This is a genomic window from Adlercreutzia sp. CNCM I-6216, from assembly GCF_977113345.1.
The window spans coordinates 37,395-60,043 of record NZ_CDSBIE010000006.1 but is presented as its reverse complement, the minus strand read 5'-3'; the positions used below and the strand labels follow the sequence as shown (position 1 = coordinate 60,043).

Here is a 22,649-nt window from a genome sequence, read left to right as displayed (position 1 = left end):
CAAATGCTCACGGGAGCTGCCGACGGAAGAGGCGTTCTGGCTGTGGAGGGACATAAAGAGGACACCGAAGCGCCCCGGTCGCGCTAGAATGGTCGGAACTGATTTTTGAGGAGGACCGCCGTGCCGACAACCGTTCCCGTAGAGCTCTACCGCACCATCGAGCGCGCCAATGCTGCCGCCAAGGCCGCTGCAACCGCGACGGCTCCCGGTGCCGCTTTCGGCGTGCGTCGCCTTACGGCCGCAGGGCTTGTGGAGGAGCTGTGGGAGCTGTGGGGCGACGGCCGCGTTCTCGTTTCGGCCGAGGAGCGCTCCCTTCTTGCGGCCAAAGCGGCTTCGGCTTGCGACGCCGCCGCTGCCTCCGGAGCGCCATCGGTGCTGGCGGCTTTTGCCGCCGAGCACGCGGCCGCTCTCGCCGACGAGAGAGCCGTTCCCGTTGCGGAGTTGACCTCTCTGCAGCGCGGGCTTGTCGCGTGTTTGCGCTCCTACCACGATGAGCTGGCCGCGCGGAATCTGATCGAGGCGGACGAGGCGGCCGATCTCCTTGCCTCGATGGTCGAGGATGGGCGGCTTCCCGCCATGGGCGTGACTGTTTGCGATTGCCTGGACGTCTCGGGGGGGCTTCGGCACCTTCTGACGGCTTTGGGCGCTTCCGCGGAAGGCGATGAGGCTCTTGCCGCGGTTTCCTGTCTTCCGGAAGACGTGGAGCCGGGCGTGCTGATCGCCGCAGGAGCGGCGGCGATGCCCGGGCTTCTGCTCGACGAGATAGGGCGCGCCGGTCGTGCGGGCGCAAGAAGCGTTCTGGTGGTGGGCGCCGACCCTGCAGAGCTGTTCGGCGTGTTGGGAGCGCCTTTGTGCGCCAGCGGTTGGGCGGTGGCGCTTCGGGGCACCGCGCCCTGGAGGGCCACCGCCTTCGGGCGCGCTTGGGAATGCGCGCGGCGGCTGGAGGAGGGGAGCCCCCACTGGCTCGAGGCGGCCACTGATTTCGCCTACAACCCCTTTTCGGGCATCGCCGAGCGAAAGGCGCGGGATCTCAACGGGCGTCTGCGCAAAGACCGCTTACTGACTGCCACCGATGCCGCCGAGATCCTCGCGGGGGAGAGCGACTCGTTTTCCGTTCTGGCCCTCGCCGTGCGCGCCGTGGCTTGCGGCGAAAGCGTTCCTCCTCGTATTCTCGACACCCTTTCCAGCGCCGTCGGTGCTTCCTCGTCGGACGCGCTGGAGCGTGCCGTCGAGCGCGCCGCCTTCGACAAGCTCTGCGGTCTGCTTGCCCTGGCGGAGGGGCTGGGCGTGTCGACCTGCGCGCTGACGCCGCTGCTTGCCGATGCCACGCTGAGCGTCGAGGGCTCCTCCGGGACGGACGGCCCCCTCTGCGAAATCGCCGGTGCGGCCGTACTGGACTCGCTCGTGCCGAAAAGCTGGGATGTGGTGATCCTGGCGGACGTCAGCGCGCGCACCTTCGGCATCTCCGAGAGCCTATCGGCTTTGGACGGCCTCGCCGAGACACTCGGACTTCCCCGAGAGCCTTCGGCGCTCTGGCGCCAGCGCTCGCGGTTCGCGGCGGCACAGCGCGCCGCCCGTCGGCGATTTGTCCTGGGCGTGAGCCGGCGCGACGAGCGGGAAAACGAGCTGTTCCCCTCCTTTCTGCTGGAAGAGTTCGCGAGCGCCCAGGCCCGGGCCGGCGCCGACCGGGCCTTGGCGGCCGGCGATGAGGAGCTGGCCTTGCGTTGGGGCCGCCCTGACCCTGCGCGCTTCGGACTCCCCGAGCCCTTGGCCGCCGGCGCCCGATGCGCCGGCGAAGGCGACTTGCCGCAAGCGCTTGGCGCCGCCTTCGCCCCGGTGACGGGATGCGAGGAGCTTCTCCGCCCGTCGCGGGGCAGCCTGCGGTCGCTTCCGCTTCTTCGCTACCTTCAGCGCACGCCCGAGGGTCTGCCCGTGCTCTCTCCCTCGGCGATCGAGCAGTACCTCCACTGCCCCTATCGGTGGTTCGTGCAGTCGTGCATCCGACCCGAGGCTCCCGACGAGAGGTTCGGGCCGCGGGAGCTGGGCAATTTCGCCCATGAAGCCTTTGCCCGCTTCTACGACAGGCTCGCCGAGGAGGGCGTGCGACGCGTGGACGCGGAGAACATCGAGGCCATGGTGCCCCGGTTCGAGGCGCTCGTGGACGAGCTTGTCCGCGAGCAGCCCGAGCGCCGAGGGGGCTCTCGCCTTGCGGCGACGACGCGCGAGGAGCGGCAGCGGGTGGCGCAGCTCAAGCGCCAACTGGTTCACAGCCTGCGCCTGCAGGCCCAGATGCCCCCGGGCTACGAAGTGGTCTTCTGCGAGCATCCCATCGAGGTCGCCGACGGCGTGGACTTTGCCGGCGTCCGGCTGCGGGGGCGCGTCGACCGCGTCGATGCCGACGCAGAGCGGGGACGCTTCGTGGTGATCGACTACAAGGGATCGTCCAAGGACTACGCATCCGGCCTGAAGGAGGGCGACGAGCCGTCCGTGCCGCATCACGTGCAGGGGCTCATCTACGCCCAGGCGCTTTTGCGCACCGACCTCGGCCTCGCCTGCGCCGGGGCGCTGTACTTGGGCTACCGGGCGCAGAGCCCCAAGGAGCTGTTGGCGGGGGCCTACGACGGTGCGGCCTTCGACCCTGCGGGCCTGTCTTCCAGAAGCTCGGCGGTGGCCATGAACTTCTCCGCCTATCTGGATGCCATCGAGGCCTTGGTGGCCGATCGATTGGCGGCGCTTTCCGAGGGGGCCATCCCCGTGAGCCCGTCCGCGCCGAAAGCTTGTGAATTCTGTCCCGCCTACGATTGCCCCGGGAGGCTCGCGTGAATCTCGATACCTGCAAAGAGGGCCAGCGCCTTACCATCACCACCTTCGACCGCCCCCTCATGGTCGCCGCCGGCGCCGGCTCGGGAAAGACCTTCACCCTGACGAGGCGCATCGCCTACGGGCTGCTCGCCGGCGAGGAGGCGCCCGGCGGTCTGCAATCCATCGACGAGGTGCTCGCCATTACCTTCACCGTGAAGGCCGCCGCGGAGCTGCGCGACCGCATCCGCGCTCTTCTGCGCGAGGAGGGGCTTGCGGAGGAATCGCTGAAGGTGGATGATGCCTGGGTGTGCACCATCGGCTCTATGGCCGCGCGCATCCTGCGCGAGAACGCCTTCGAGGTAGGCATCGATCCGAAGTTCGAGGTGATCGACGAGGCGGAGGCGAGCTACCTTCGGGCCGAAGCCACCGAGCAGGTGCTCGCCCATCTCGAAACGGGGGCCGATCCGCTTCTTCGCGCGGTCATCGACGAGTTCGGGCTGAGGGGGCAGGGGCCCTTCGACAAGAGGCTCTTGGAGTATTCCCAGGAGGTGGTGGCCCGGGTGCGGGCGATGCCCGAGGGGTTCGAGGGCCTGCGCCTGTCCGTGCCGACCGCCACGCCTGCGCGCCTTGTGCGACAGGCTCTGGAGGCTGCCATGGAAATTCAGGAGGTGGTGAAGGTCTGGGGAAGGACGAATGCCACCGACGAGACGTTCGCCTCCGATCTAGAGACCGGCATCGACCGGGCCGAGCAGTGGCTCGCTGCCGATACGGGCGAAGGATTCTTGGATGCGCGGTTCGAGGCGGGGCCTTTTCTCGAGGCGCTTCTGGCGTTTCCCCCTTCTTCGGACAAGTACCGCGCCAAAAAGCCGGACGCCGATGCGTTCGCTGCCTGGCGAGGTGCCTACGCGAGCGTGTTCTCCGAGGCGCAAGCGGCCTTGGGGGCGCGGGTGAGCGTTGCCGCCGTGTCGCTCGCGCGTCTTCTGGAGGACGCCTACGCCCGAGCGAAGGGGAACGACCGACTCGATCAGGGCGATTTGCTGCGCCGGTGCTTGGACGCGTTTTCCGCCCACCCGGAACTGTCCGAGCGCTACCGCGAGCGGTTCAAGGTCATCATGGTCGACGAGTTCCAGGATACCGACAAGCTGCAGGTCGCCGTTATCGCCGCCCTGGCGCAGCCGGGCTTCGCCAACGTGTGCACGGTGGGCGACGCGCAGCAGAGCATCTACCGGTTCCGCGGCGCCGATGTGAACGTGTTCTTCGAGTACCGCGACCGGCTGCGATCCCTCTCGCCCGAGGCGGAGTTCCCCCAGTTGCCCCACAACTTCCGCAGCCACGGCGACGTCTTGTCGTTGGTGGATGCCGTCTTCGGCCAGCCCCAGGTCTTCGGCGACGAGTTCTTGCATCTGGAGGCCGCCGGCGCGGTGAACACGGCCGCCGATCCGGTGTTCGAGGGGGACGGCCCGGCACGTATCGCCGTGAGCGTCTTCCAGAACGACGGCAGTCGCGCCACCGTGTCTTCCGAGGAGCTGTCGGCCCGGTGCGCCCGCGAGGTGGCCGAGCGCTTCGCGCAGCTGAGGGAGGCCGGCGCGCGCCCCGGGGAGATGGCCCTGCTGCTGGGAACGATGACCCGCGCCTCCGTCTACCAGGAGGCGCTGCGCGATGCGGGCTTCGAGAGCATCGTGACGGGCGGATCGGGGTTCGGCCAGAGCGCAGAGGCCCAACTTGTGGCTACGCTGCTGCGCGTGGCAGTGAACCGCGACGACTCCGAGGCACTTTACCAGGCGCTCGCCTCCGATCTGTTCGCGCTTTCCGACGATGCTCTTCTCGCGCTCGCCACAACGGACGCCTGGGCGTCGGAAAGCGACGGCGAAGGCGAAGGTGACGATGGCCGTGCTCGCCCCCGTCAGCCTATCTCTCGCGGCTTCTTCGGACGAGAGGAAGATGATGAGTTTCCCCTCGGGGAAAACGATCGCGCCGCTTTGGCGCTGGCGCGCCGCTGCCTGCGCGATTTCGTGCGCCGCGCGGTTCGCGAAGAGCCGGCGTTGGCGCTGCGGCGCCTTTTCGTGGACAGCGGACTGGCGGATCGGCTTCAGCTTGAGGGGGCCGACGGCATGGCGCGCGCGGGCAACTTCAACAAAGCGTGCGTGGTCGTTGGGGAGCTCGCGCGGGAGAGCTGCGGTATCGCCGATGTGGCCCGCCAATTCGCCGACTACCTTTCCCTGGCTAAGGAGGCGCCGGGTGCGCTGGCGTGCCTCGATGCCGATTTCGTGCGCATCATGACGGTTCATACCTCCAAGGGGCTGGAGTTTCCCCATGTGGCCGTGGCCGAACTGAAGGACGGCTATCCCGGGGGACGCGCACCCTCTTTCTTCGTCGAGAACATCGGCGAGGGGACCTACGTGGCTGCAACGTGGATGCCCCATGGCCCCTGGGACAAGACCGCCTCCAAATTGAAAGGATGGGCGCGGGCTCAGGAGGCAGAGGATCTTGACGTTTCCCTGGACGGCCCCGCCGAGGCCGAGCGCGCCTTCGGAGCTCTTTCCGCAGCTCAGTTCGGCGCGGCGCTGGCCGCATATTCCGCCGCCCAGGAGCGCGAGGAGGCGCGCCGCCTCATGTACGTGGCCCTCACGCGCGCGAGCCGATCTCTTCTTCTGGCTATGAGGGTGAGCGCGAAGGTAGAGGACGGTTACGAGAGCACCTGGGTGACCGGCGACGTCTTCGACGCCCTTGGCTGGGCCATGGACGACGGCGCGAGCGTCGCAATGATGGATTTCGGCGGCCGCGCGCCTGCCCGGGTGGCGAGCGAGCGGGTTCTCGCCGAGGTCGGGGAAGAGACGGGCGAGGATCCTCTTGCGGCCTCGGCGCCCACAGGGGAGGAGCGGCTCGACGAGGAGCTTGGCGCGGCTGTGCCCCTTAGCGAGGATGCCCCTGCCGTCTTCGCGGTTGCCCGGCGAGCGCATGGCGAAGACCCGGCGCTCGCGCGGCACAATTTCGCGCGGGAGGGGCTGTACTCCTACACGTCGCTTTCGGGCGCGCATCCCCATAGCGACGAGCCGGCCGTTGAGGCTGACGAGGGCGTCGTTCTGTTGCATGAGGGCCGCAGCGCACTCGGTTCGGAGACTTCGAATGAGAGTAATGAGAGCGAATCTTCGTTCGCTGACGATGCTTCAGGGTCGCGTGAATCTGACGGTGCCCCTGCATGCGTCCTTGGGGCGCAGGAATCTGCCACGGCCCTGGGCACGGCGTTCCATCGTCTGGCGCAGCAGGCCATCGAGCGGAGCGAGCGGGGATCGCTCTTCGCCCCCAGCGAGGAAGCCATCCGGGCGCAGATTCAGAAGGAGGGCCTGTCGGAGGAGCAGCAGGCGCGCTTGCGTGCGGCGCTCGTTCGCTGGCTCGGCAGCGACGAGGCCGCCCGTTTTGCCGCTTTCGAGAACCGACGCGCCGAAGTGCCCTTCACCGTGGCGATAGGGAACTTCTTCCTTGAAGGCGAGATCGACGGCCTCGCCGACAACGGGGACGGAGCCGCCTTCCTCATCGACTACAAGACCGGCGGCCGCGCCGACGAGACGCCCGAGCAGCTCGATGAGAGGCACCGCCTTCAGGCGAGCTGCTACGCCTACGCGCTCATGCGCGCCGGCTACGAGTCGGTGGACGCCCACTTCCTGCGCATCGAGCACGCGGCTGCCGACAACTCGCGCGATCCGCAAATCGTTCCGTACCATTTCGAGAAAACCGACCTGTCCGCCCTGGAAGCGCTTATAATCGACAAGCAGAAGGAGGCGACGTTATGAGCCGTGAGCATACTGGAACCAACCGAGAGCGCAGCGAGTACTACGGGGCGCTGCAGGATATCGTGGATGCCCTGTTCGCGCAGTACGGCGACCTGGACCCTACCGTCGCCGAGGCCATCGGTGCCAAAGTGCGCCGGCTGGACGTGGTGGTGGCGGCCGAGGCGGCCGACTTGCCAGACGAGCTTCTGCGCATCGTCACGCTGCTCCCGCCCGGTGACTACACGCGCCAGCGCCTGTGCACCCAGCTGAACAGCGCCATCGCCGGCCACGCCTGGGGCCAGGTATACGGCACAGTGGAATAATAAGTCTAATGAGGCGTCTTCGCGGGGGTGAAGTGTTGCGTCGCGAGGGCTTGTATGCGAAGTCTCGTCGCAAGAGCCGATAGCTTTAATGCATCGAAAAGCATATATGATCAGCACTGATATAAAACTTCAATTGTCACGATAGAACAATCAAGCTTCCATTTCGGATCAATGCAGTGTCATGATGCTCGTGCCGAAGGATTAATCTTCGGTCAAGAAACGAGTATTGGAGAGACTATGCAAAACGTAGGATTTGAAATGGATGGAGCCTTTTCGCGGCGAAATTTTCTCAAAGGGGCGGCAGCGGGATTGGCTGTAGGGTCAGCAGCGGTTATTGCTGGCTGTGCTCCCCGAACGCTCTCGAGTGGCGAAGATGAACCGTTGGCTAATACCGCATCGTCAAATGATCTTTCGTCGCTCGGCGAGATGAAGCCCATTGATTCTTTTGACTTTGTGGATACGATCGACACCGAGGTGCTGGTGGTTGGTGCTGGAAACGCGGGCGCTAGTGCTTTTCTTGCGGCAGTCGAAAGTGGGGTGGATACACTTCTGATCGAGCAGGGAACTGACGAGACGCGAAACATGGCAAAGAATAACCTGATGGGTTTTCGAACCCGTGCATGTGAACGTGATGGCGTGAATGTTGACCAAGGTGCGGTGATCAAAGAGCTCGCCCGTTATGCCTCTGGGCGATGCGATCAAGAGCTCATGAAAGTTTGGGCCGATAACAGCGCAGAAGCTATTAATCGAATTGAAGAAGTGCTGGAAAAGAGAAACTGCAAATTCGTTATTGAGAAGGAAGAGACTGAGGGCCTGTTCATCAAGGAGTACTTGACAAGCCATATGGCCGTCAGTAACGACGAGAGCATGAATAAAATCGACCATACTGGTTTCACTATCGAGGATGCCGTAGAACTGGGCGGAACGTATCGCACCGAGACTAAGCTGGTGCAATTGATAAAGGAGGAAGACCGCATAGCGGGCGTGGTTGCCGAAACCCCCGATGGCTATGTGCGCATTAACGCTTCTAATGGAGTTATTTTGTGCACAGGCGGATATTCGACCAATATCGAGATGATGAAAATCAAGAATCCTCTTGCGCTTTCGACGACGGCGCGAATTGATCCCGTCAACACTAACGGTGCAGGAATCTTGTCCGCCTTGTGGGTTGGTGCGGCGATGGACGAGGTTCCTACAGTGATGGTATTCGATCGTGGGGCTCTTCTTCCTGATGAGTTGCCTGGAACCGAGCCTTTCGATCGCTCATGGTGGTGGCCGGGCAGTCAGCCGTTCTTGCGCGTGAATCACAACGGGGAACGATTTGCCCCTGAATCGAATCCTTATGATTTTGTCGTTCATGCCGCCAGTTTGCAGCCAAAGAAGTGCTGGATTCAGGTTTGGGATTCTAGCTTCTGGGACAACGTAGCTAAGTTTCAGACAGTGGGATGCTCGCGTCTCATCCAGAAAGAGGGCGCGAAGGCTCCGGTGATCTGGCCGCGTTCGGTTATTGAGGAAGATTGGGCAAACCTTGAAAAGGCCGGATACATTATAAAGGCTGAAACCCTTGAAGAGATCGCCGAGGCGTTCGATTTGCCTGTGGATACCTTCTTGGCCACGGTTGAACGCTATAACGAGCTTGCGGAAAAGGGGGTAGATGAGGACTTCTATTGCGAGTCGTTCCGTATGTCAACTTTGAAGAATCCGCCTTACTATGCGATCAACTTGGCTTCACGCCTGCTTTGCACGCTCGATGGATTGCGCATCAATGAAAAGATGGAGGTTTTGGATACGGAGTCCAGACCAATCCCAGGACTCTATGCGGCCGGCAATGATTCTGGAGGTTTTTTCGCCAACAATTATCCTGAATTGGTAGTAGCAGTTGCCGCAGGACGTACGGTCACATTCGGACGACTTGCAGGCAAGAACGCTGCATCGAATCATTCATAATTGCAATGCGGGTTTTAACTTGAGGAAAATGCACTGAGTCCTCCCCTGGGCGCTCGAGCTTGAGTTCGAGCGCCTGTTTCTTAGCCGTTGTCGACCGCCGATCTTTTGTCAAAATCTCGGTTAACCGAGGAGGTAGTCAAGAAAAGCCCGCAGGGGAGGAAACTGATTGTCTTGTTTCCACGCGACGCCATATTCCACAGTCGTTGGAGGGGAAAGTGGAATAACAGCGATGCCCGGAATTGGCTCTGTCATATCGCCCATGGCGAATAGGGTAAGTGCTTCCCCGCTTCGCACGGAGGTGAAACCCCGCGAGAAATCTTCGTTGACTACGAACTCGACGGGGATGTTCCGTTTCGCAATCATCCTGCGGAGTTCAACTATTTCTCGAGAATATGAGATTTGTACAGGAATGAATACGGTTCGATTCCGAAAATCATCAAGCGTGATTATTTCTTGCGCAGCAAGAGGATCGCTCTTACGCATGTTGACGCATAGGCGATTCATGTTGAGGAGGGCAAATTCAATCCCTTCCTCGACCCCCAGTTCTCCACGAAAAAGAAATTGAATGTCGATTTCTCCTCGTCGTAAAGCCTGTAGACTTGGTATGGAGTCGAGTGACCGTACACTGGTTTTGATTTCGGGCGTCATCTCGTTGAAGTGGGCGACGATGGCGCACGGGTAAGAGCAGAAAGCCGCATGAACTCCGATGTTAAGAGTCTGAGCCGAGTGAGAATCTAACTGTTGGACATCGCGTACAAGCTGGATGGTTTTCTCATAAAGGCCGGTTATAGAGCTATAGAACATCAGGCCAGCGGGGGTCAACTCCACCGAATGAGCGTCTCGAGCAAATAGCTGCACACCGAGTTCGTTTTCCAATATCTTTATCTGGTAAGAGACGGTAGGTTGACTCACAAATAGCGTTTCAGCTGCTTTAGCAAAGCTCTTGTTTTCTGCAGTTGCCATGAGGGCCCGTATTTGCGTCAATGTGATATTGATTTGGGTGTTTTTGCCTCTCATATTTGCTCCCGTGGATGTCAATTTTGCAATCGGCAAGAATCTTCCCATTCAGGCATTTCTCTTAACCTGCGGGTGGTCGTCTGCTGCTCTAAAAGAAGCGCGACGTACTTCATCGCAAAAGTACGTCGCAAATTGCAGGGGGACGTTCAGGATTTTAATTTTTCTTTTTGCCAATCTGCAACTTATTAGAAGCGCAGCGACAGGCAGGACAGGCCGCCGTCGACCTTGCGGTACTCGGAGGTGTCCACCACGAGCGTCTTGTAGCCGAGGTCCTGCACCGCTTTCAGCACGGTGGGGTAGCCCTCGGGCACGATGACCGTGCCGTTGACCCAGATGCAGTTGGCCCCGTAGGCCTCGTCCTCGGGCACGATTACCTTGTTGTACTGGGCGAAATCCGGCTTCTCGATAAACTCACCGGAAACGAGCATATTGCCGTCCTCCAGGTAGTTCACGCCGGTCTTCAGGTGCAGCACTTCCTCCAGCGGGACCTCGGAGCCCTCGAGCCCCCAGCCCTCGAGGATCTCGATAAACTGGCGGATGCCCTCCTCGTTGGTGCGAGCGGAACGACCCACGTAGAAGTGGTCGCCCACCATCATGACGTCGCCGCCGTCCAGCGTGCCCGGCGCGACGATGTGCTTTACGTGCTCATCGTCGAAGAACTGGCGGATGGTCGGCTCGATCTCGTCCTTCTCGCCGTTGCGGGAATCGGCGCCGGGGTTGGTGATGATGGCGCCGCAGCGCGTGATAACCGCGGGGTCCTCCACGAAGCACGAGTCTGGGTATTCCTCCAGCGCCGGCAGCTCGGTCACTTCCACGCCGCATTGCTTCAGGGCGGCGATGTAGTCGTCGTGCTCCTCCACGGCGCGCTCGTAGATGGGCTGGCCCAGCTCCGGGGCGCTCGTGATGCCGTTGCACAGAGACTTGCCCGGCTTGCGGACGATGACGTTGGTGAACTTGGTCATAGAGACTCCTTGTCCTCGCTTGCGCGTTTTCGCGTGAGAACAGTGTAGCGCTGACGAGGCGTCAATGGCGCACTATCTTTGAGGAAGTCTTCCATAAAACAGGACGCGCCGGGTCGGGCCCTGGCGCGTCCTGTGCTTCGTCTGTTGCAGCCGCCTAGCCCTCTTCGCGCTCCAAGATGAGGTCGCCGAGGAAGCGAATGATGTCGTCGGACTCGAACATCGGCACGCCGTCCACGATAAGGCACGGCACCTGGCCCTTGCCAGCGATGCGGATGAGGTCGTCTTTCACGCCCGGCTCCAGGGTGTCGCGCATGGGCATGGCGATATCCTCCTGCTCCATGAAGGCGAGTACCTTGTGGCAAAAGGGGCAGGTGGGCTTGTAGTAGAGAACCATGTTGTCGAAGTACATGAGGCTTCCTTTCCTCAGGACAAAAACTTCTCGTGTTTTGGTCACAAAATCGAGTTTTGAATTCGAGAATATGTTAAATGCTCTCCGACGCGCCCGAATTGGCGCTTGAAACTGGTTAATCGACTGTTGGAATTAACGAAAAACGAGCAATTCCAAGATAGGGAAAGAGCAAAACTCGATTTTGTGACCATTTTCGGCAAAATCTTTGCAAGGTCGTGAGGTCTTCGCCTCCGAACCGCTCGGCTCTTATGTTGAGGGCGCGACTCGCATATGGGGTTACAATGGCCGGGTAACTGACGGCTGCCCGGGGCGTATCGCCTGTGGGACGCGTGGGCGCACCACCGCAGACGCTTCGGGCGCGTGATGAAGGAGAATCGCCTCATGGCTAGGGTCTACAACTTTTCCGCCGGTCCTGCTGTGCTTCCCGAGGAGGTGCTGCGCCAGGCGGCCGCCGAGATGCTTGACTACGACGGCACCGGCATGTCCGTCATGGAGATGAGCCATCGCTCCAAGCCCTTCGCGAACATCATCGAGACGGCTGAGGCCGACCTGCGCGAGCTTCTGCAGATTCCCGACAACTACCAGGTGCTTTTCCTGCAGGGCGGCGCCACCCAGCAGTTCGCGGCCGTCCCGATGAACCTCATGCAGAACAAGAAGGCCGACTACATCGTGTCCGGCTCCTGGTCGAAGAAGGCCTGGAAAGAGGCGAAGCTCTACGGCGAGGCGCGCTGCGTGGCCTCTTCCGAGGACGAGAACTTCTCCTACGTGCCCGACGTGGCCGGCCTCGAGTTCGACCCTGAGGCCGACTACGTGTACATCTGCCAGAACGAGACCATCTACGGCACCACGTACCACACGCTGCCCGAGACCGGTGACATTCCGCTGGTCACTGATGTGAGCTCGATGTTCCTCTCCGAGCCCATGGACGTGTCGAAGTTCGGTCTCATCTACGGCGGCGTGCAGAAGAACATAGGCCCCGCCGGCGTGACCATCGTCATCGTGCGCGACGATCTGGTGCGCGAGGAAGTGCTGCCCTTCACGCCCACCATCATGCGCTACACCACCCAGGCGAAGGCGAAGTCGCTGTCGAACACCCCGCCGGCCTACGGCATCTACATCTGCGGCCTTGTGTTCAAGTGGCTGAAGGAGATGGGCGGCCTGTCCGCTATGGCCGAGCGCAACAAGGAGAAGGCCGCCATCCTCTACGATTACCTCGATCAGAGCAAGCTGTTCCGCGGCACCGCCCGCAAGGAGGATCGCTCGCTCATGAACGTGCCCTTCGTCACGGGCTCCGATGAGCTGGATGCGCTGTTCGTGGCCGAGGCGAAGTCCCATGGCATCGAGTCCATCAAGGGCCACCGCTCCGTGGGCGGCATGCGCGCGAGCATCTACAACGCCATGCCGAAGGCCGGTGTCGAGGCGCTCGTCGCCTTCATGGCCGAGTTCGAGAAGAACAACGGCTAGCGAGCAGGCAAAAAGGGGAGGCGGCGGCCTCCCTGCGACAAGACAGAGGCCCGGCGAGGGCGACGAATGCGGAAGGTGGCGCTCATGACGAAAAAGATCCTGGTCACGGAAGACTTGGTGCAGGAAGGCATCGATTCGCTCACCGAGCACGGCTACGAGGTGGACAAGCTCATCGATCCCACGCCCGAAGAGCTCGCCTCCGCCATCGCGCCCTACGACGCGCTCATCGTGCATCCGAACACGGTGGTCGACGCGGCTCTGCTGGACGCCGCCGAGAACCTGAAGATCATCGGGCGCGCGGGTGTGACCGTGGACAACATCGACATCGAGGCCGCCTCCGAGCGCGGCGTCATCGTGTGCAACGCGCCGAACTCGAACGTCATCTCGGCCGCCGAGCATACTATGGCGCTCCTGCTCGCCGCCGCTCGCCACATTCCCGAGGCGAGCGCCTCCATGCACGCGGGCCAGTGGCGCCGTCCCGACTTCATGGGCAGCGAGCTGTTTGGCAAGACGCTCGCCATCTTCGGCCTGGGCCGGGTGGGGGGTCTTGTGGCGGAGCGGGCCGCGGCCTTCGGCATGAACCTCATCGGGCACGACCCCTACTGCTCGCCGGAGCGCGCCCTGCATCTGGGCGTCACCCTCTACGACGACATGGCGCCGGTGCTCGCCCAGGCCGACTTCATCACGGTGCACCTGCCCCGCACGGTGGGTACCCTGGGCATGTTCGGCGCCGACGAGTTCGCTGCCATGAAGGACGGTGTCGTGCTCGTGAACGCTGCCCGCGGCGGCATCTTCAACATGGACGCCCTGGCCGATTTCGTGGCCGCCGGCAAGATCGCCGCGGTGGCCGTGGACTCCTTCGAGGCCGAGCCCTGCACCGACTCGCCCTTGCACGAGTTCGAAAACGCCATTCTGACGCCCCATCTGTCGCCTATGACCCACGAGGCCCAGCGGCGCGCCTCCACCCAGATCGCCGAGTACGTGGAAGCGGGCCTGGAGGGCGGTATGGTGGCCACGGCGGTGAACCTGTCGCCCTTGCCCCCGGAGGTCTTCGATGCCATCGGTCCCTACGTGCACGCCTGCAAGATGATGGGATCGATGGCCAGCCAGATCCTCGGGCATACGCCGAAGAGCCTGAAGGTGGAGCTGGCCGGCGGCTTGGCGGATGCCGACCCGGCGCCGCTGCTCGCGGCGGTGCTCGACGGCGGCCTGTCCTACCGGCGCCTCGGGGCCTTCTCGGCGGCCAACGCCGAGTCGGTGGCCTCCCAGCATGGCATTTCCGTTACCACCGCCTCGGCGCGCGATGCCGGCGAGTACGCCTCCTCGGTGCGCATCGTGGCCGATGAGGTGGAGGTGGCGGCGACCCTGTTCGGCACCGAGCACACGCCCCGCATCATCTCGCTCATGGGCTACAAGATCGACATCGCGCCGGCGACCACGTCGCTTGTGTTCGAGTACGTGGACGCCCCCGGCCGCATCGGCGTCATCGGCACCATTCTGGGCGATGCCGCGGCCAACATCACCACCATGCAGATCGGCACCAGGCCGGAGGAGTCCTGCGCGCTCGTGTACATGAATGTCGAGGGGGACGTGTCCGAAGCGGTGCTCGACCGCCTGCGCGGGGCCATCGATCTGCGCAACCTGTGGAAGATCACCCTGTAGCGGCCATCGACGGCTCCGATGTCGGGCTATAGAAAGATTTAACCGTGTCCAGCGGCGCCTTTTAACGGGGGTGCCGCTGGTTTTTGTTATGATGCTTTCGGTCAACTATGTCCGCGTCTCAGGCGCGAACTGTCGGAAGAAGAAAAGAAGAAAGAAGGATGGCATGACACGCAAGATCGACATCTTCGATACCACGCTGCGCGACGGCGAGCAATCGCCGGGCGCTTCCATGAACACGGAGGAGAAGCTCGTCATCGCCCGCCAGCTTCTTCGTCTGAACGTCGATGTCATCGAGGCCGGCTTTCCCATCTCCAGTCCCGGCGACTTCGAGTCGGTGCGCCGCATCTCCGAGCTGGCCGGCGACGCGGCCGTGGTGTGCGCGCTGACCCGCGCCGTGGACAAGGACATCGACTCGGCGGCCGATGCGCTGAAGTTCGCGAAGCGTCCCCGCATCCACACCGGCATCGGCGTGTCCCCCTCGCACATGCGCGACAAGCTGCGCATCACCGAGGACGAGTGCATCGAACGAGCGGTGCATGCCGTCAGCTACGCCAAGAAGTACGTGGAAGACGTGCAGTTCTACGCCGAGGACGCGGGCCGGTCGGATTTCGCGTTCCTCGCACGGGTCATCGAGGCGGTCATCAAGGCGGGGGCCACGGTGGTGAACATCCCGGACACCACGGGCTACTCGCTGCCGGAGGACTTCGGCGCGCGCATCAAGTACCTCATGGACAACGTGGCCGGCATCGACGATGTCACCGTGTCGGTGCACTGCCACAACGACTTGGGCATGGCCACGGCGCTGTCGCTGGCCGGCGTGCGCAACGGGGCCACGCAGATCGAGTGCACCATCAACGGCCTCGGCGAGCGCGCGGGCAACACGGCCATGGAGGAAGTGGTCATGGCCATGCGCATGCACGGCGAGGAGCTCGATGCGCACACCGACATCAACACCCGCGAGTTCATCAAGGCGAGCCGCTTGGTCAGCTCCATCACCGGCATGAACGTGCAGGCCAACAAGGCCATCGTGGGCGCCAACGCCTTCGCCCATTCCTCGGGCATCCACCAGGACGGCGTGCTGAAGAAGCGCGACACCTACGAGATCATCGATCCGGCCGAGGTGGGCGTGGGCCAGAGCCAGATCGTGCTGACGGCCCGCAGCGGACATGCGGCCTTGAAGCACCGCCTGGAGGAACTCGGCTACGAGTACGAGGGCGAGGAGCTCGACCGCCTCTACAACGCCTTCCTCGATGTGGCCGACAAGAAGAAGGAAGTCTACGACGAGGATCTGGAAGCGCTCGTGAACGAGCGCGATCGCGAGGAGTGCGCCATCTACACGCTGGAGGGCGTGCAGGTCAGCTGCGGCTTCCCCTTGAAGCCCACGGCCACGGTGACCCTGCGCGGGCCCGAGGGCGACGTGCGGACGGTGTGCGATTGGGGCGCCGGCCCGATCGATGCGGTGTACAAGGCCATCGATCAGATCGTGCAGGTCGACAACGACCTGTCCGAGTTCGCCGTGAACGCCGTGACCCGCGGCATCGACGCGCTCGGCGAGGTGACCGTGCGCGTGAAGGCCGCCGGTGGCGAGGTGTACGTGGGCCGCGGGGCCGATGGCGACATCATCGTCAGCTCGGCGAAGGCCTACTTGAATGCGCTCAACCGACTGCTCGCCGAGAAGCGCTAAAGGAGGCCTCTTCTCTAAGGGCGTTGCCGAAGAGCGTGCCTGGCGTTACGTTCACCGAAGCCGATGGGACATCTCATCGGCTTCTTTATTTCCCTTTTCCGTCCTCAAGTAAAATAGTGCGATATCGAATTTCAAGGAGGCACGTTATGGCTGAGGACAACAAGCTCGGGCGCAAGATCACCACGCTGCGCGAGGCGCATCATCTGACCTGCCAGGATCTGGCCGATCGTTGCGGTTGCGACGTGACGGTCATCGAGAAGCTGGAGGCCGGCGAGGTGCCGCCGTCCCTGGCGCCGCTGATCAAGCTCACCCGCGCCCTCGGCGTGCGCCTGGGCACCCTCATGGATGACGACGAGACCTACGGGCCCGCCTACATCAGCACCGATCAGATGGAGGAAGTGGAGCGCGTGAAATCGCTCCAGACCGCCAAGGACGCCGGCGACCTGTCCTACTTCAGCCTGGCGGCGGGCCGTCCCTCCCGTCATATGGACCCGTTCATCATCACCGTGAGCCCCACCGGCGAGGCCACGCACAAGCTGGATTCCCATGAAGGGGAGGAGTGGCTCTACGGCATGGAGGGTGAGATCGAGATCGAGTACGGCAATGAGACCTACGTGCTCGGCCCCGGCGAGTCCATCTACTACGATTCCATCGTGCCCCACCAGGTGCGCGCCCATAATGGGCAAAACGCTAAATTCTTGGCCTGTGTTTACACGCCGTTCTAAGCGGGGGAGGGATCTATGACCGAAGAGAACAAGACCACTGACGCTCCCGTTCCCGGGTCTCCCGATTATCCGCTGCACTCGGAGCTGACCATCGGCGCCTATCTGAAGCAGCAGGTGGCGATCGATCCCGATCACGAGTTCGTCGTGTACCCGGACCGCGACCTGCGCTGGACCTACAAGGACTTCGACGAGCGCACCGATGCCTTGGCCAAGGGCCTCTTGGCCATCGGCATGAAGCCGGGCGACCACTTGGGCGTGTGGGCGCGCAACATCCCCGATTGGCTCACCTTCATGTACGCCTCGGCGAAGATCGGCGTGGTCATGGTCACGGTGAACCCGGTGTACAAGTCCCACGAGCTCGACTACGTGCTGAAGCAGTCGGACATGAAGGCGCTTTGCGTGATCGACGCCTACCGCGATGTGGACTACCTGCAGATCATCCGCGATCTGGTGCCCGAGTCGCTGAACGTGCAGCGCGGCTTCCTCCATTCCGAGGCGTACCCCTTCCTGGAGAACCTCATCTACATGGGACCCGAGAAGCACCGCGGCTTCTACAGCGTACCCGAGCTTCTGCTGCTCGGCCAGCACAAGCCCGACAGCTCCCTGGAATGGGCCCAGGGCCAGTTCGACAACAACGACGTGGTCATGATGCAGTACACGAGCGGCACCACGGGCTTCCCCAAGGGCGTCATGCTCACCCATCGCAACATCCTGAACAACGGCTTCTACATCGGCGAGGGCCAAAAGCTCGGTGCCGAAGACCGTGTGTGCCTGCCGGTGCCGTTCTTCCACTGCTTCGGCTGCGTGCTGGGGGTCATGGCCTGCCTCACCCACCGCTGCACCATGCTCATCGTTGAGGAGTTCAATGCCGAGCTGGTGCTTCAGGCCCTCGACAAGGAGAAGGCGACGGCGGTCTACGGCGTGCCCACCATGTTCATCGCCGAGCTGAACCATCCGGACTTCGACTCCTTCGACTTGTCGCACCTGCGCACGGGCATCATGGCCGGCAGCCCCTGCCCGCCGGAGACCATGCGCGAGGTCATGGAGCGCATGAACATGCGCGACGTGACCATCTGCTACGGCCTCACCGAGACGAGCCCGGTGTTCACCCAGACCTCGGTGGACGATGACATTCCCCACAAGTGCGAGACCGTGGGCCGGGCCCATCCGCCGGTGGAAGTGCGCGTGCTCGATGTGAACGACGGCCACATCTGCGAGCCGGGGGAGCACGGGGAGCTGTGCTGCAAGGGCTACAACGTCATGAAGGGCTACTACAAGATGCCCGAGGAGACGGCCAAGGCCATCGATAAGAACGGCTTTCTGCACTCCGGCGACATGGGCACCGTGGACGAGGACGGGTATTTCCGCGTCACGGGCCGCATCAAGGACATGATCATCCGCGGCGGCGAGAACATCTACCCGCTCGAGGTGGAGAACTTCCTGCTCACCATGCCCGGCGTGCTGGACGCCCAGGTGGTGGGCATCCCCGACGCGAAGCTCGGCGAGATCGTCGGCGCGTTCATCCGGGTGCGCCCCGGCTTCGAGGATATGACCGAGGACGACGTGCGCGCCTACGCCATCCCGCGCATCGCCCGCTACAAGGTGCCCAAGCGCGTCTTCTTCGTGGGCGATTTCCCCATGACCCCCTCCATGAAGGTGCAGAAGTTCAAGCTCCGCGAGATGGCCGAAGAGCTGGTAAAATCCGGGCAGTAAGGAAGTTCCCGAACGGTTCGGAGGGCTCCGTTTCTCTATGCGAGCTCGCACCGATTCGGGGATGATTTCGTAGGGGGCGACCTCGGTCGCCCCTCCTCGAGCGAGGTTGCTCCACCAGCAGAGGGCTGACCGAGGTCAGCCCCTACGAGACGGCTTCCGCTACGAGAACCTTCCCATGGGGTTCATGCGCTGGTGCTCGATGTAGAACACTCTCACTTCGTCGGCATCGTAGTCGATCACGTAATAGATGGTGAAGGGGGTGTCGGGAATGGCGATCCACCGGCACGGAACCGAGAGGCGCGCCGCATCGTAGACGGGGTCGTACTCGCGGCCCATTTCCGGGAAGAGCGCGAGCATGTCCCTTTGGCGATCGATGGCGAGCGCCACCCGCTCACTGAAAACGTTCTCCAGGATGAACGTGCGCACAGAGTCCGTGAAGAGAACGCGCATGCCTTCGGCGGCCATCACTCCCAGCCCCTGAGTGCCCGCAGCTCGTCCATGACGTCCTGGGCGTCGTGAAGCTTGCCCTCCTGCATTTCCTGGATGCCTTTGAGCATGCCGCGGTAGGTGCGCATTTCCTGCTCGTAAATCTCGTTGCGGAAGGCCATGGCGGCATCGAAGGCGGCCGAGTCCATCACCACGACGCAAGCCGAGCCGTTGCGCGTGAGGTACAAGGGCTCGCCCGAGTGGCTGAGATCCTCGATGAGGGCGTTCTGGTTCCGGTTGAATTCGGACAGTGGCTTGATCTGCGGCATAGTAACCTCCTAAGAATTTGCTGTAAATATACAGTGAATAAGCAGAATTGGCAATGCCTCATCTTGTGTGCTATGGATTTGTCACGAAAGGTTATCGCATTATCCCGTAGGGGGCGACCTTGGTCGCCCCTCCTCAAGTGGGGTCGACTCGCCAGGGGAGGGCTGACCAAGGTCAGCCCCTACGGAGGGATCGGTTCCTGCCTATCGAGTCGTGCTCTAGAAATCTGAGCGCTGCATGTTCAGGTAGTTCAGAAGCTCACTGCGCTTGTGGATCTGCATCTTGTCGTAGATGTGGCGGATGTGGGTGTTTACGGTGTAAGGGGAGATGACGAGCTTTTCCGCCATGGAGTTGGTCGTGTGTCCGCGCGCGATGAGCAGCAGGATCTCCGCTTCGCGGGCCGACAGGCCGAACTCGGCTGCCGCTTCGGCGCAGATCTCCTCCACCTCGTTTCGCGTGGGCGGCGCAGCGGTGAGGGCCACGATGCTGAACTCCATGCGCACGAGCGGCACGAGCACGACGGCGAGCAGGCACATGAAGGCCAGGCAGGTCGGCGGTGTGAGGGCCTGGGTCACTGGCACTGCCATACTCTCGTACCACAGCGCCAGCGAGTTGCCCGCGGCGAGCCCCAGGCGCACGAAGCCGCCGGCCATGGCGAAAGTGAGCGCCGGGGTCGCGTAGCCTTTGGTGGTGAGGATGCCGAAGTACATGATGAGCAGCACTTCGAAGAGCGATTGCATGCCGATGCCGACGATGAAGGCGGGGAAGTAAGCGAACGTCGAGGAGAGGAACAGCGAGAAGCCCACCATGATGGCGATGAGCAGGGCCGGGTAGATCTTGAAGATGTTGAGGCGGTTGCGCGACAGCGTGTAGATGCCGGCGATGACGAGAATGAACAGAGCCCCGCCCAAAATGCCGAATGTGAAGGAGTCCTCGCCGGTGGGCAGCACTTCCCATGGGATGATGCAGCTGAGGAAATAGCAGGCGGCGCAGGCGAGCAGCGTGACGAAGCCAACGCCGAGCATGTTCTTGAAGCCGCTGCTTGTAGCGCTGCGCGGCAGGAGTACGGGAAAGGCGCGCTTTTCGTCCTTGCGGGCGAAGGCCAGAAGGGCTCCCGATGCCAGGGGGAGCAGGGCCGCCGCCGGCGCCGTTATCATCGGAGGCAGGAGCGAGGCGACGAACACGCACAGGAACAGCGTGATGCCGAAGACCGTGCCGATGTGGTTGATAGTGAAGTTCGCCTTCACGCAGGCGTAGCGCTCTCCCCAGAGTATCCAGAGCGTGGCCTCGGAGACGCTGAGGATGATGATCGCGACGAGGTAGAGGCCTGCGGGCGCGAGATGGAAGGGAAAAAATCCCAGGGCCACCGTGCCCGAAGAAGCCGCAATCATCGCCGCCGGCAAGACGATCGGGTGGTCGCTTAAGTGACGCTTTCGGCCGAGAAGCCCCGCCAGAATGAAGAGGAACACCGCCGTTAGCAGGAGGCTCGCTACCCAGCTGAGCGTCACGCTCTTGTCGAGCAGCTGGGTGTGGAAGAAGAAGTTCGGCACAAACCAAAGTACGTAGTGCCAGGCGAGCAGCAGGGCAAAGCCCACGTATTTCAACAAGGGCCTATCGAAGAGGGCGGAGGGGGCGAGTCCTTCTCTAGCGTCTGACGACTCGAATTCGGCGCGGCTTGCTTCCATAGGTGCTCTCCCCTTTGTCATCCCGCAGGTTGCGGTGTCGTTCGACCCTCTAGCTGATGTAGCGTCGATCATGGCGCTACGGTATCAAATCCGAGCGCTAAGTGTAAAGATCGTCAATGAAAAATGGGATCGCAAGTTTTTGAGTACTTCGCTTTTCGCAGGGGTTTTGCGATGCCTTTCAGGCTCTTTCGACGGGAATCGTCACCTCGCAAGAAAATGCGTAACCTCCCTTTCCTCTTTCGCGTGCGATGGCGTGCCGCCCCTCGAGCGGCAGAATGCATTCCAGATCGATCGATTGCGCGGAATTGTCTCGCGCAGGGCAAGCGGTCCGGCGGGAAGGCCGGGCCGAATCGGAGAGAAAGGAAGCTTTGCCATGTCGTTGCTTGCAAAGGGCAAAGGGGAAGTGACGTACAAGGATCTCACGTCGCTTCACAAGTGGGCACTCGTCGTGCTCATCTCCATGGGCTCGTCCATCATCTACGCGCCCATGTACCTTAAGAATGTGTTCTACGATCCGCTGATGCAGGCGCTCGGCTGCACGAACGCCGATCTGGGGCTTATGGTGTCGGCCTACGGCATCGCGGCCATGATCTGCTATCTGCCCTCCGGTATCGTGGCCGACAAGTTCCGCATGCGCACGCTGGCCACCGTGGGCTTCCTCGCCACGGCGGTGCTCGTGGGCATCTACGCCATGCTGCCGTCGGTGGAGATCTGCCTCGTGCTGTTCGTAGCCATGGGCATCACCTCCATCCTCGTGTGGTGGGGCACCCGCTTCAAGGTGATCCGCCTGTGCTGCGAGGAGGACGAGTACGCCTCGAAGATCGGCATCAGCTACTCCATCTACGGCGTGACCGGACTGGTCATCGGCCTCATCAACGCCGGCATCATCGCCGCCATCGCCAATGTCGCCCAGGGCGTGCAGGTCATGCTCATCTTCCTGGCCGTGGTCATCGCCGTGCTCGGTGTGGCCTCCATCTTCCTCATCCCCGACTTCAAGGGCGAGATCGACAAGAACGCCAAGCTGTTCAGCCTGAAGGAGGCCGTCGAGGCCATCAAGCACCCCGGCGTCATCTGGGCCTGCGTCGCCTACTTCTGCGTCTACGCCGTGTACCAGGGCGCTACCTATACCACGCCCTACCTCACCCAGTGCTTCAACGCCGACGGCAATCTCGTGAACGTCGTGGGCCTCATCCGCACCTACGGCATCGGCCTCATCGCCGGCCCTGTGGTCGGTTGGCTGGCCACGAAGCTGAAGAGCCCCTCCAAGGTCATCCTGGGCGCCTTCATCCTGTCCATCGCGGTGCTGCTCGGCTTCATCGTCTTCCCGCATGATCCGGGCGCGGCCATGGTCGCCGCCATCCTGGTCGTCGTGTTCGGGTTCACCACCTACGGCGCCTTCTCCATCGGAAGCTCTCCGCTCTCGGAGATCAAGATCCCCATGCGCATCTTCGGCACGGCCGCCGGCGTGCTGTCCGTGGTCGGCTTCATGCCCGACGTGTTCATCCACACCTGGTACGGCGGCCTCATCGACGCCCAGGGCATCGATGCCTACACGAGCATCTTCGGTTTCGAGATCATGTTCGGCGTCATCGGCTGCATCTGCCTCGTCATGTTGCTCCGCACCATCAAGAAGCACTTCGGCGCCGAGTCCGTCGATAAGACCGAGGAGGCCGAGGCGACCGAGATCGCCGGCGGCGAGGCCACCATCTAGCGACGCGAGGAAATCGGAAAGA

Annotated in this window: 16 protein-coding genes; 10 read left to right on the top strand and 6 right to left on the bottom strand. The window is 62.6% G+C overall.

The genetic code is table 11. From position 1 onward, the window contains the following. The first annotated feature begins 120 nt into the window (after positions 1-120). From ACYVRU_RS07040 to ACYVRU_RS07025, 4 genes are all read left to right on the top strand, one after another. Entirely contained in the window at positions 121-2,823 is a 2,703-nt protein-coding gene (locus ACYVRU_RS07040; RefSeq protein ID WP_461185910.1) for a PD-(D/E)XK nuclease family protein, read from the top strand. Next, positions 2,820-6,593: a UvrD-helicase domain-containing protein gene (locus ACYVRU_RS07035; RefSeq protein ID WP_461185909.1), complete on the top strand. Its 3,774-nt coding sequence runs from the start codon at positions 2,820-2,822 to the stop codon at positions 6,591-6,593. Before ACYVRU_RS07040 ends, ACYVRU_RS07035 begins: the two co-directional genes overlap by 4 nt. Further along, entirely contained in the window at positions 6,590-6,895 is a 306-nt protein-coding gene (locus tag ACYVRU_RS07030) for a hypothetical protein (RefSeq protein ID WP_461185908.1), read from the top strand. The genes ACYVRU_RS07035 and ACYVRU_RS07030 overlap by 4 nt, the downstream gene beginning before the upstream one ends. 237 nt (positions 6,896-7,132) lie before the next feature. After that, positions 7,133-8,842: an FAD-dependent oxidoreductase gene (locus tag ACYVRU_RS07025; protein ID WP_302807972.1), complete on the top strand. Its 1,710-nt coding sequence runs from the start codon at positions 7,133-7,135 to the stop codon at positions 8,840-8,842. A 120-nt stretch (positions 8,843-8,962) separates the two neighbouring features. On the opposite strand, the gene ACYVRU_RS07020 is transcribed toward ACYVRU_RS07025, so the two are convergent. The 3 genes from ACYVRU_RS07020 to ACYVRU_RS07010 form a co-directional block, all read right to left on the bottom strand. Continuing rightward, positions 8,963-9,907: a LysR family transcriptional regulator gene (locus tag ACYVRU_RS07020; RefSeq protein ID WP_114539778.1), complete on the bottom strand. Its 945-nt coding sequence runs from the start codon at positions 9,905-9,907 to the stop codon at positions 8,963-8,965. Between the two features lie 137 nt (positions 9,908-10,044). Next, positions 10,045-10,821 (bottom strand): dimethylarginine dimethylaminohydrolase family protein, encoded by a 777-nt coding sequence (locus ACYVRU_RS07015; RefSeq protein ID WP_114549244.1) that lies wholly within the window; start codon positions 10,819-10,821, stop codon positions 10,045-10,047. Positions 10,822-10,975: 154 nt separating this feature from the next. Further along, positions 10,976-11,230, bottom strand: a complete 255-nt coding sequence (locus ACYVRU_RS07010; protein WP_117284794.1) for a glutaredoxin family protein — start codon at positions 11,228-11,230, stop codon at positions 10,976-10,978. Between the two features lie 381 nt (positions 11,231-11,611). Here ACYVRU_RS07010 and serC point away from each other — a divergent pair, with 381 nt between their 5' ends. The 5 genes from serC (at position 11,612) to ACYVRU_RS06985 (ending at position 18,478) form a co-directional block, all read left to right on the top strand. After that, positions 11,612-12,694, top strand: a complete 1,083-nt coding sequence (gene serC / locus ACYVRU_RS07005) for a 3-phosphoserine/phosphohydroxythreonine transaminase (protein ID WP_157011482.1) — start codon at positions 11,612-11,614, stop codon at positions 12,692-12,694. 84 nt (positions 12,695-12,778) lie between these two features. After that, a complete protein-coding gene (serA, locus tag ACYVRU_RS07000) occupies positions 12,779-14,356 on the top strand; it encodes a phosphoglycerate dehydrogenase (protein WP_157011484.1) in 1,578 nt (525 codons plus the stop codon). Positions 14,357-14,519: 163 nt separating this feature from the next. Beyond that, positions 14,520-16,040, top strand: a complete 1,521-nt coding sequence (locus ACYVRU_RS06995) for a 2-isopropylmalate synthase (RefSeq protein ID WP_114539165.1) — start codon at positions 14,520-14,522, stop codon at positions 16,038-16,040. A 146-nt stretch (positions 16,041-16,186) separates the two neighbouring features. After that, a complete protein-coding gene (locus ACYVRU_RS06990) occupies positions 16,187-16,765 on the top strand; it encodes a helix-turn-helix domain-containing protein (RefSeq protein ID WP_022739788.1) in 579 nt (192 codons plus the stop codon). A gap of 15 nt (positions 16,766-16,780) precedes the next feature. After that, complete coding sequence (locus ACYVRU_RS06985) at positions 16,781-18,478, top strand: AMP-binding protein (protein ID WP_157011486.1); 1,698 nt, start codon at positions 16,781-16,783, stop codon at positions 18,476-18,478. Positions 18,479-18,637: 159 nt separating this feature from the next. Here ACYVRU_RS06985 and ACYVRU_RS06980 read toward each other — a convergent pair whose 3' ends face one another. From ACYVRU_RS06980 to ACYVRU_RS06970, 3 genes are all read right to left on the bottom strand, one after another. After that, complete coding sequence (locus tag ACYVRU_RS06980; RefSeq protein ID WP_232325489.1) at positions 18,638-18,943, bottom strand: type II toxin-antitoxin system RelE/ParE family toxin; 306 nt, start codon at positions 18,941-18,943, stop codon at positions 18,638-18,640. Continuing rightward, the gene (locus ACYVRU_RS06975) at positions 18,943-19,233 is read right to left on the bottom strand and encodes a type II toxin-antitoxin system Phd/YefM family antitoxin (protein ID WP_114539162.1); all 291 of its coding nucleotides are present in this window, start codon (positions 19,231-19,233) and stop codon (positions 18,943-18,945) included. Before ACYVRU_RS06975 ends, ACYVRU_RS06980 begins: the two co-directional genes overlap by 1 nt. Positions 19,234-19,449: 216 nt before the next feature. Continuing rightward, positions 19,450-20,916, bottom strand: a complete 1,467-nt coding sequence (locus ACYVRU_RS06970; protein ID WP_461185907.1) for a response regulator transcription factor — start codon at positions 20,914-20,916, stop codon at positions 19,450-19,452. A 373-nt stretch (positions 20,917-21,289) separates the two neighbouring features. On the opposite strand from ACYVRU_RS06970, the gene ACYVRU_RS06965 reads away from it, so the two are divergent. After that, on the top strand, positions 21,290-22,627 hold the full coding sequence (locus tag ACYVRU_RS06965; RefSeq protein WP_157011492.1) for an MFS transporter: 1,338 nt from the start codon (positions 21,290-21,292) through the stop codon (positions 22,625-22,627). Positions 22,628-22,649: the final 22 nt, after the last annotated feature.